General features: G+C 58.8%; 8 protein-coding genes and 1 tRNA gene. 5 read left to right on the forward strand and 4 right to left on the reverse strand.

The annotated features are described in order from the left end of the window. Both Q0072_RS04390 and Q0072_RS04395 read right to left on the reverse strand, forming a co-directional pair. Positions 1–710 (reverse strand): TonB-dependent receptor plug domain-containing protein (locus tag Q0072_RS04390; protein WP_298326281.1); only part of this gene is annotated, 710 nt, incomplete at its 3' end. Positions 711–1,033: 323 nt separating this feature from the next. Then, positions 1,034–1,117 (reverse strand) — tRNA-Leu (locus Q0072_RS04395). 132 nt (positions 1,118–1,249) lie between these two features. Between Q0072_RS04395 and Q0072_RS04400 the strand changes: the two genes are divergently transcribed. Beyond that, entirely contained in the window at positions 1,250–1,786 is a 537-nt protein-coding gene (locus Q0072_RS04400) for a DUF1697 domain-containing protein (protein WP_298326284.1), read from the forward strand. On the opposite strand, the gene Q0072_RS04405 is transcribed toward Q0072_RS04400, so the two are convergent. Together Q0072_RS04405 and Q0072_RS04410 are read right to left on the reverse strand one after the other, a co-directional pair. Continuing rightward, a complete protein-coding gene (locus tag Q0072_RS04405; RefSeq protein ID WP_298326287.1) occupies positions 1,787–3,097 on the reverse strand; it encodes an MBL fold metallo-hydrolase in 1,311 nt (436 codons plus the stop codon). Further along, positions 3,094–3,786 carry a class I SAM-dependent methyltransferase gene (locus Q0072_RS04410; RefSeq protein WP_298326290.1) on the reverse strand — a complete coding sequence of 231 codons (693 nt, stop codon included), beginning with the start codon at positions 3,784–3,786 and terminating at the stop codon, positions 3,094–3,096. Before Q0072_RS04410 ends, Q0072_RS04405 begins: the two co-directional genes overlap by 4 nt. A gap of 284 nt (positions 3,787–4,070) precedes the next feature. Here Q0072_RS04410 and Q0072_RS04415 point away from each other — a divergent pair, with 284 nt between their 5' ends. The 4 genes from Q0072_RS04415 to Q0072_RS04430 all read left to right on the forward strand — a co-directional run bounded on the left by Q0072_RS04415 (position 4,071) and on the right by Q0072_RS04430 (position 7,722). Then, positions 4,071–5,315 carry a dicarboxylate/amino acid:cation symporter gene (locus tag Q0072_RS04415; protein ID WP_298326292.1) on the forward strand — a complete coding sequence of 415 codons (1,245 nt, stop codon included), beginning with the start codon at positions 4,071–4,073 and terminating at the stop codon, positions 5,313–5,315. 16 nt (positions 5,316–5,331) lie between these two features. Next, positions 5,332–5,670 carry a hypothetical protein gene (locus tag Q0072_RS04420; protein WP_298326294.1) on the forward strand — a complete coding sequence of 113 codons (339 nt, stop codon included), beginning with the start codon at positions 5,332–5,334 and terminating at the stop codon, positions 5,668–5,670. 191 nt (positions 5,671–5,861) lie between these two features. Continuing rightward, complete coding sequence (gene tig / locus Q0072_RS04425) at positions 5,862–7,202, forward strand: trigger factor (RefSeq protein WP_298326296.1); 1,341 nt, start codon at positions 5,862–5,864, stop codon at positions 7,200–7,202. Positions 7,203–7,371: 169 nt separating this feature from the next. Further along, on the forward strand, positions 7,372–7,722 hold the full coding sequence (locus Q0072_RS04430; RefSeq protein ID WP_298326298.1) for a hypothetical protein: 351 nt from the start codon (positions 7,372–7,374) through the stop codon (positions 7,720–7,722). Positions 7,723–7,872: the final 150 nt, after the last annotated feature.

Raw genomic sequence — 7,872 nt, forward strand, 5'->3', positions numbered from 1 at the left:
CGGTATTCACCCGAAACGGTCAGGAAGCCGTCTTCGCCGAGCGGCAGGCCGACCCAGCCGGCGACATTATAGGTGCGCCCGTCGTTTTCCTTACGCGAGGAGCGGTCAGCTTCGACCTCAGTATTGTATTGGCCATAGCTGGCCGACACGCTGCCGCCCGAACGAGCTTCGCGCAGACGCAGGTTGACGACGCCGGCAATGGCGTCCGAGCCGTATTGCGCCGAGGCGCCGTCGCGCAGAATTTCGACCGTGCTGAGTGCCGAGGTCGGGATAGCGTTAAGGTCTGCCGGGGCCGAGCCGCGACCGGCGGAGCCATTGGTGTTGACCTGTGCCGAGGTGTGGCGGCGCTTGCCGTTCAGCAGCACCAGAGTCTGGTCCGGGCTGAGGCCACGCAGAGAGGCCGGGCGCACGCTGTCGGTGCCATCCACGGCCGCCGGGCGCGGGAAGGTGAGGGAGGGGGCGACGCGCGACAGGGCCTGCGCCAGTTCGGTCGAGCCTTGCGCATCCAAGGCATCCTTACGGATCACATCGACGGGGGCGAGGGTATCTAGGCGCGAACGGGGCTGGGTGCGGCTGCCGGTGACGACCACTTCGGTGACGTCGCCGTCAGCCGAGGCCTCCTGAGCGAAGGCGGGCAGAGAGACGAAGGTAAGGGCCGTCGTCGCCGTCAGTGCGGCGGCCAGTGTGCGATGGGAGGCACGGATGGACATGGGGAATGCTCCTGAACAGATCATGGCTTGAACTGGGCCATATCTTGGTGCGGCATAGACCCGTTTAAAGGGATCAACAGCGGCATATGTTCTAAGGGCGACGATTAGTTTTCCTAATTAATGCCGGTTACGGTTTTAAATAAAATTATATAAATCAGTAGTTTAATTTGAATTTGTGTGAAAATTAATAAACGGAGTGAGGGTTTGCGTTCAAATTTAAAATAAAATAAGTAGGAATATAGTGGTAAATATGCGACGCCGCTGAGGCCTGACGCGCACCATGGGTACGCGTAGAAATGTCCGACACTGTGTCAAAGAGAGGGTGGTGCGGCTAGAGGGACTCGAACCCCCACGCTTTTGGCGCCAGAACCTAAACCTGGTGCGTCTACCAATTCCGCCATAGCCGCGCTGGGTCTCCTTTAGACATATCGGCTCGCTTTGGCTAGGGGGCGCGATGCAATTGCTATCTGTGTGCGGAAAAACCTGTGGCTAATCGCCCATCCGCACCTTATCACGGCTTAAGGCAAAAGGAGGCGGGTATGACGGTCTATATAGCGCTGCTGCGCGGCGTGAATGTCGGGGGCAATAACAAGCTGCCGATGAAGGACTGGCGCGAAGGCCTTGCGGCGCTGGGGCTCGATAATGCCCGCACCTATATCCAGAGCGGCAATGCCGTGTTTGAAAGTGACAGAGCGGCGGAAAGTCTGCCCGACCTTATCACCGCTGATATAGGGGCGCGCTTTGGGTTTACGCCCGTCTGCCACGTGCTGAGCCTGGATCAGGTCCGCGCCGCGCGTCAGGCCTGTCCTTACGTACCAGATGGAGAGGATGCCCACAAACAGGTGCATCTGATGTTTATCAAGGGCGAAATAAAGACCTATGACCCCGATGGGCTCGCGGCGCTGGCCACGCAGGGCGAGCAGTTCCACATGGGTGAAGGTGTTTTCTATCTCTACACGCCGCAAGGCTTTGGCAAGTCGGTGGTGGCCGAAAAGCTGCCGCGTTTCCTCAAGGCAGAACTGACGGCACGCAATCTCAGGACCGTCGATACGCTGATCGAACTGGCGCACGACTGATTATCCGGCAGGCGGCGGGGCGCAGACCAGATAGTTCAGGCTGAAATCCACCGTCGGCATGTGGAGGTTGGGTGTGCGTTCAAACAGGGCCAGACTGAGAAGCTGGTTCCAGTTTGACCGCCCCGACAGGCCCTTGATAAACAGCTTGCGATCCAGGTGAATGTTCAGGGCGTGGCCTTCGGCCCGGTGGTCGCTGAGGGTGAAACGCCCGATAATGTCATCCGATGGCAACCCGTCGGCATCCACGCTCAGGCGTTCGTGCAGGATGAAGGTGACGGTTTGACCGATTACCACACCGCCTTGCGACATGCGGGCGCTGTAGCGGGCATAGGCTTCTGCAAACAGGGCGTCGAGCGTGGCCGCATCCACATCACTGTCGTCGAAATCGTCGTGCGGATAGGTATCGGAGGCATGAGCTGTAACGGCTTCGGCCTTGCTGCGGGGCAGGGGGCTGAGGGGCTGACTGAGCGTCAGATCGCTGAGGTTCAGACAAAGACCGCCTTCGATGTCAAAGGCTTGTGCGCGCTCGTTAAGCCGCTGGCGCAGGGCCTGAAAATCCGGCTGAGCCACCCAGCGGTTGAGGGGCGCAAAGCGTCCCGGTAGGATATAGGTGCCGCCCGCCGGTATATAGACGCGCGGTTTCAGCACGTCGATAATGGCTGAAAATTTGTCGAGGGAGCGCGCGATAACGGCGGCCTGTTCGGCGGGACGATCAATATTGACAAAATGCTGCGGATAGCCGCTGGCGGCCCCGGTCATCAGGCACGCGGCGTCCAGCGCGCCATAGGTGTGCTCTATGTAGTCGCGCACCGTCCGGTAGTTGTCGAGCGAGAGCGGGTTATCGACCTGATTGAACAGGGTCAGGCCGTCACCGTGCACGATAATCGACGTATCGAGATCGTAGTCAATCTGATCCTCAAGGCCCCCGCTATTGCTGGTCATCTGAGGCACGATGCTCAGCGACAGCCCGCCGAAGTCAAACCGCGTCAGGCCGGTCACTTCGATCACCCGCGCGGCCCCCAGCCTGAGGAGGCGATTTTTTAGCGTCTTGCTGGTAAAATCTTTTATAATAAAAGGCTTATCGAGAACACCTGAGGCCCTGAGCAGGGCCGGGTCGAAGTGATCGGCGTGGATGTGCGAAATGTAGACGGCGTCCGCTGAGCACATAAACGCGTGGAGCGCATCGGGGTCATATTCCGGAAAGCTGTGCCAGCCGCCTTCATTGGCGACGCCCGCCCACGGGTCGCACAGCAGGCGCGTGCCGCCCGCCTCGATCATCAGGAACGAATTGTTCAGGTGGGTGATCTTCACAGCGGCTTTCGTCCTGTGGCGAACATGGAGGTCGCGCGGCCTTTGAGCCAGTCTGGCACCAGACGATTATCGCCGCGAAACGGCAGCAGATAACGCGCCTTCCAGAAGCGGCTGTTCCCCCGGTAGTACCAGTCCGGCTTGCACCTTAAGCCTGGATAGACCTGCACACCTTCAAAACCGGCCAGCTTCAGAACAGAGGCCAGACTGAGCGGGGTGTAGGGTTTGACGTGGGTCGGGTCGTTATAGAAATTCCGAAAATCCTGCTGGAAATTGGGGGTGGAGATGACCACCGCGCCACCGGGGCGCAGAAGGCGCAAGGCCTCCGAGAGGAACAGGCCGGGATCGCGCAGATGTTCGATCACCGCCAGAGACAAAAACAGGTCAAGGCTTTGCGCCTCCAGCGGAAACGCGTCACTTTCGAAATTCAGCGTGTCTATATCGTAACCCTGATAGGCGAAGCCGCGCGAGAGGGCACCGCTTTCCAGATAGCGGTCGCCGCATCCGGCATCGACGACATGCCCGGTGGAAGGCTGCATCACCTCAGCATAGCCGCTCAGGCGGGTGAGGGTTTCCAGCGTGCGCCATTCCCGTTCGCCCTGCGCGGCGCGGTCAGGCCCAGCCGCCTGACGCAGCAGGGCGTTGCGCCGGTCGAAATAGCGGCTTTTCAGGGCGTGGGCGGCATCTGACATGAGCCGAATCCGCCGCCGATTCTGACCGTAGAGCAAGCCTGAGGCCATCCGGTTGCCGTTCCCACGTGCGGGAATTCAGGAGCAGGTTCTTGTGCGGTTAACGGATTCGTGGGGCGAACCCCTTGCTAATACGCTGCACATGGGTAGTGTCAGGTGCAATTAAGCGCTTTCCGAAACGTGTGACGCACTTTTCGGATAAAAAAGCGCGTTAAACCAAAAAATTGAGAGCGTGGTTTCGCTTCACTCTGAACGAAACCATGTTCTAATTTAACCCGGAGCCCTCCGTGAAAAACAAGTTTGCTCTCTTTATTATCGCGGCCATGGTGCTAGGCGTGGCCACCGGATGGGCCAGCAACCAGTATCTGGATGCGGCGCAACTCGAACAGGCTATTTCGATCTATGGTCTGCTGACCAAGGTCTTTCTGCTGCTGATCAAGATGATCATTGCGCCTTTGGTGCTGTTCACCCTGGTGGCGGGGATCGGCCATATGGAAGACGCGGCCGCCGTCGGCCGCATCGGCGGTAAGGCGCTGGGCTGGTTTATCGCCGCCTCCATTGTGTCGCTGCTGCTGGGCATTGTGATGGTCGAATGGTTGCAGCCGGGCGCGGGCATGAACCTGCAAACCGCAGCGGATGCCATCAACGCCCCCAACACCTCGAACTTCACGCTGGAATCCTTCATCACCCACATGATTCCGTCGTCGATCATCGACGCCATGGCCAAGAACGAGATCCTTCAGATTGTCGTCTTCTCGGTGTTTGTCGGCACCGCCATCGCCATGCTGGACGACAAGTCGCCCGACATCATGCGTCTGGCCGAACAGGGCGCGTCGATCATGCTCAAGGTGACCGAGCTGGTGATGAAGTTCGCTCCGTTCGCCATCTTCGGTTCGCTGGCGGCGACGGTGGCCAAGCAAGGCCTGCCCATCCTTGTCACCTATGCCAAGTTTATCGGCGGTTTCTATTCGGCGCTGGGCGTTTTGTGGATCGTGCTGATTCTGGCCGGGCTGGTCTTTGTCGGCGGCCGCATCTTCAAAATTCTGGGGGCGGCGCGTGAGCCGGCGCTTCTGGCCTTTTCGACCGCCTCGTCCGAAGCCGCCTATCCCAAGCTGCTTGATGGTCTGCCCAAGGTCGGCGTGTCGCGCAAGATCGTCTCCTTCGTCCTGCCGCTGGGCTATTCGTTCAACCTTGACGGCTCAATGATCTACTGCACCTTCGCCACCCTGTTTATCGCGCAGGCACATGGGGTGCAGTTCTCCACCAGCGACCTGATCATGATGCTGTTCCTTCTGCTGGTCACGTCAAAGGGCATTGCCGGGGTGCCGCGCGCCTCGCTGGTCGTCATCATGGCGACGCTCAGCTATTTCGGGTTGCCCGATGCGTGGATCGCCATCGTGCTGGGGGTCGATCACCTGCTTGATATGGGCCGTTCGGCGACCAATGTGGTGGGCAATACCGTCGCCTCGGCGGTGGTGGCCAAGTGGGAAGGGCAACTGGGCGACCCGGAGCCTGAGACCCCCAAAACCTAAGCTCAGGGCATAAGCTATGCGGCGGATTATTTCCCAATCAGTTCTGGATAGGGAATACGGGTGGCAGAGTGCAGGAACGTGGACATTAGTCTTGATGTCCCCGTTCCTCGTTGCATTGCTAATAACGTTTGTCTGGTGGCTGTTTGACAGGTCGGCGGATATTGAGACGATCTGGAGACATTTCCTTTTCACCTCGGTGGTCATGATCATCGTGTTGGCGGTGAATGTATTTTCCGTATCGTGGAAATTTGCATCGGTGTGCGCGCTTGCACAAATTACGACGGTAGGTTTGCTGTTCGTGCTGTCTCCGTATCTTCTAAAGTTCCTGACGTCCGCGGTGGCTCTTTTTGCCTGACGGGTCTGATTGCCGGGAAAGACCGCCTTTCTAATGCTTTTATCGTTGACCTTATCCCCGCTCATGCCATAAGAGCGCATCTTTAAATTTGCCGCCCGCGGTCTGCGCGGGCGGTTGTTTGTCTCTAACGGCGAACCGCGGAACGAACGCGATGTTCGGTAGCTGCCCTTCGCAACAGGTAAAATAGATCGATGCAAGTCGTTGAAAAACTGAATGAAGGTCTGTCGCGCGTCTACGAAGTGACCGTGGCCAAGGACATCCTGGCCGCCAAGCTGGACGCCAAGATCAAGGACATCGCGCCCAAGATGCAAATCAAGGGCTTCCGTCCGGGCAAGGTGCCCGCGGCGCACGTTCGCAAGCTGTACGGCAAGGAACTGATGAGCGAAGTCCTTCAGGAGCAGCTCAACGAAACCTCGCAGGCCACGCTGGAGCAGCACAAGGTGCGCCCGGCCAGCCAGCCGGAACTGAACCCCATCGGCGACATCGACGCCGTGATCAAGGGCGAGGCCGATCTGGCCTATGAAATCTCGGTCGAGCAGATGCCGGAATTCGAGCCGGTCGATCCTTCGACCCTCGAACTGAAGCGTCCGGTCTATGAGCCGACCGAAGAGGAAGTGAACGAGCAACTCGAAAACATCCTCAAGCAAACCAAGTCGTATGAGCCCAAGGGCGGCAAGGCCCCCAAGGCGGCGGACGGCGACAAGCTGAAGATCGACTTCGTGGGCAAGATTGACGGCGAAGTCTTCGAAGGCGGCTCGATGGAAGGCGCTGAGCTGGTCATCGGTTCGGGCCAGTTCATTCCGGGCTTCGAAGAGCAACTGATCGGCGCCAAGAAGGGCGAGGAGCGCGTGCTGAACGTGACCTTCCCGGCCGATTACGGTGCGGCCAATCTGGCCGGCAAGGCGGCGACCTTTGAAACCACCGTGCACGAAATCTCGGCCCCCAAGGACGCCGTGGCCGACGATGAGTGGGCTAAGGGCCTGGGCCTCGAAGGTCTCGACGCGCTGAAGGACCTGCTCAAGGGGCAACTGCAACAGCAATACGCTCAGGCCGCCCGCTTCAAGATGAAGCGCGCCCTGCTGGACATCCTCGACGAAAAGCACTCGTTCGAGCTGCCGAAGAAGATGCTGGACGCCGAATTTGCCGGCATCTGGCAGCAGGTCGAGCAGGACAAGGCCGCTGGCCAACTGTCCGAAGAAGACGCCGCCAAGTCGGAAGACGAACTGAAGGGCGAATATATGAAGATCGCTGAGCGCCGCGTGCGCCTCGGTCTGGTCCTCGCCGAAATCGGCACGAAGAACAATGTGCAGGTCTCTGAGCAGGAAGTGGCGCAGGCCATCGCCCGCGAAGCCCGCAACTTCCCCGGTCAGGAGCGTCAGGTGTTCGAGTTCTACCGTCAGAACCCCGCCGCCGCCGCTCAGATCCGCGCCCCGATCTATGAAGAAAAGGTCGTCGATCACATCTTCGCCATCGCCAAGGTGAGCGAAGAGCCGATCAGCAAGGAAGACCTGCTGGCCGACGAAGAGGACTAAGCAGGGGCACGGCCCCTGCACCCGTTCCTTGGAGCAGGTGGTTGGGCCGGTGTAGATTCTAAAATCAGGATGCAGGGAACCGCGTTCCCTGCATTTTTTTGCTTTACAGCGGGCCTGAAAAACGCCTGATTGCGTCTTCACCCTCACAGAGGATTTGAGGGAGGTAGCAATGTTGACAGCAATGGTTTTTCTGGCTCTGGTCGTGTTCTTGGGGGCTTGGGCGCTGGCCTGTTCAATGGCCTATACACGTATAAGCGACGGTAGTTATTCCGTTATCGGTCTTATAATAACGGTTGTTTTGTGTGTGCTGCATCTTGTCATTGTCTGGGTGGGGCATCTGGCCTTGAACGACGCCTTGCCGACATTCGTCCCGCGCGTCTTTCAGGCCCCCTTGGAGTTGTCGGGGATCATTGCTCTGTTGCTATGGTGGGTGGTCTGGCCGTTTACAGCTGGTATTCTGATTGCGCCACCTGTGGCGTGGTTGCTTCTAAAGACGGGCGCGCGCCACAAAGTCACTTGAAAAGCCCCGCCTGAATTGCCAATTTAAACGGGACGGGGACTGCGCACACCTTCGGTTAATCAAATCAGCCTTAGATGCGGTCTCATAACCCATAACGCTTTAGGGACTTCCATGCGCGATCCAGTCGAAAACCTGACCAGCTACCTGATC

Source organism: Asticcacaulis sp., from assembly GCF_027484505.1.
GTDB lineage: Bacteria > Pseudomonadota > Alphaproteobacteria > Caulobacterales > Caulobacteraceae > Asticcacaulis.

Coding starts and splice junctions, on each gene's coding strand:
- Q0072_RS04400 (WP_298326284.1), top strand. CDS start 1,250: ATGACGGTCTATATAGCGCTGCTGCGCGGCGTGAATGTCGGGGGCAAT.
- Q0072_RS04430 (WP_298326298.1), top strand. CDS start 7,372: ATGTTGACAGCAATGGTTTTTCTGGCTCTGGTCGTGTTCTTGGGGGCT.
- tig (WP_298326296.1), top strand. CDS start 5,862: ATGCAAGTCGTTGAAAAACTGAATGAAGGTCTGTCGCGCGTCTACGAA.
- Q0072_RS04420 (WP_298326294.1), top strand. CDS start 5,332: ATGCGGCGGATTATTTCCCAATCAGTTCTGGATAGGGAATACGGGTGG.
- Q0072_RS04410 (WP_298326290.1), bottom strand. CDS start 3,786: ATGTCAGATGCCGCCCACGCCCTGAAAAGCCGCTATTTCGACCGGCGC.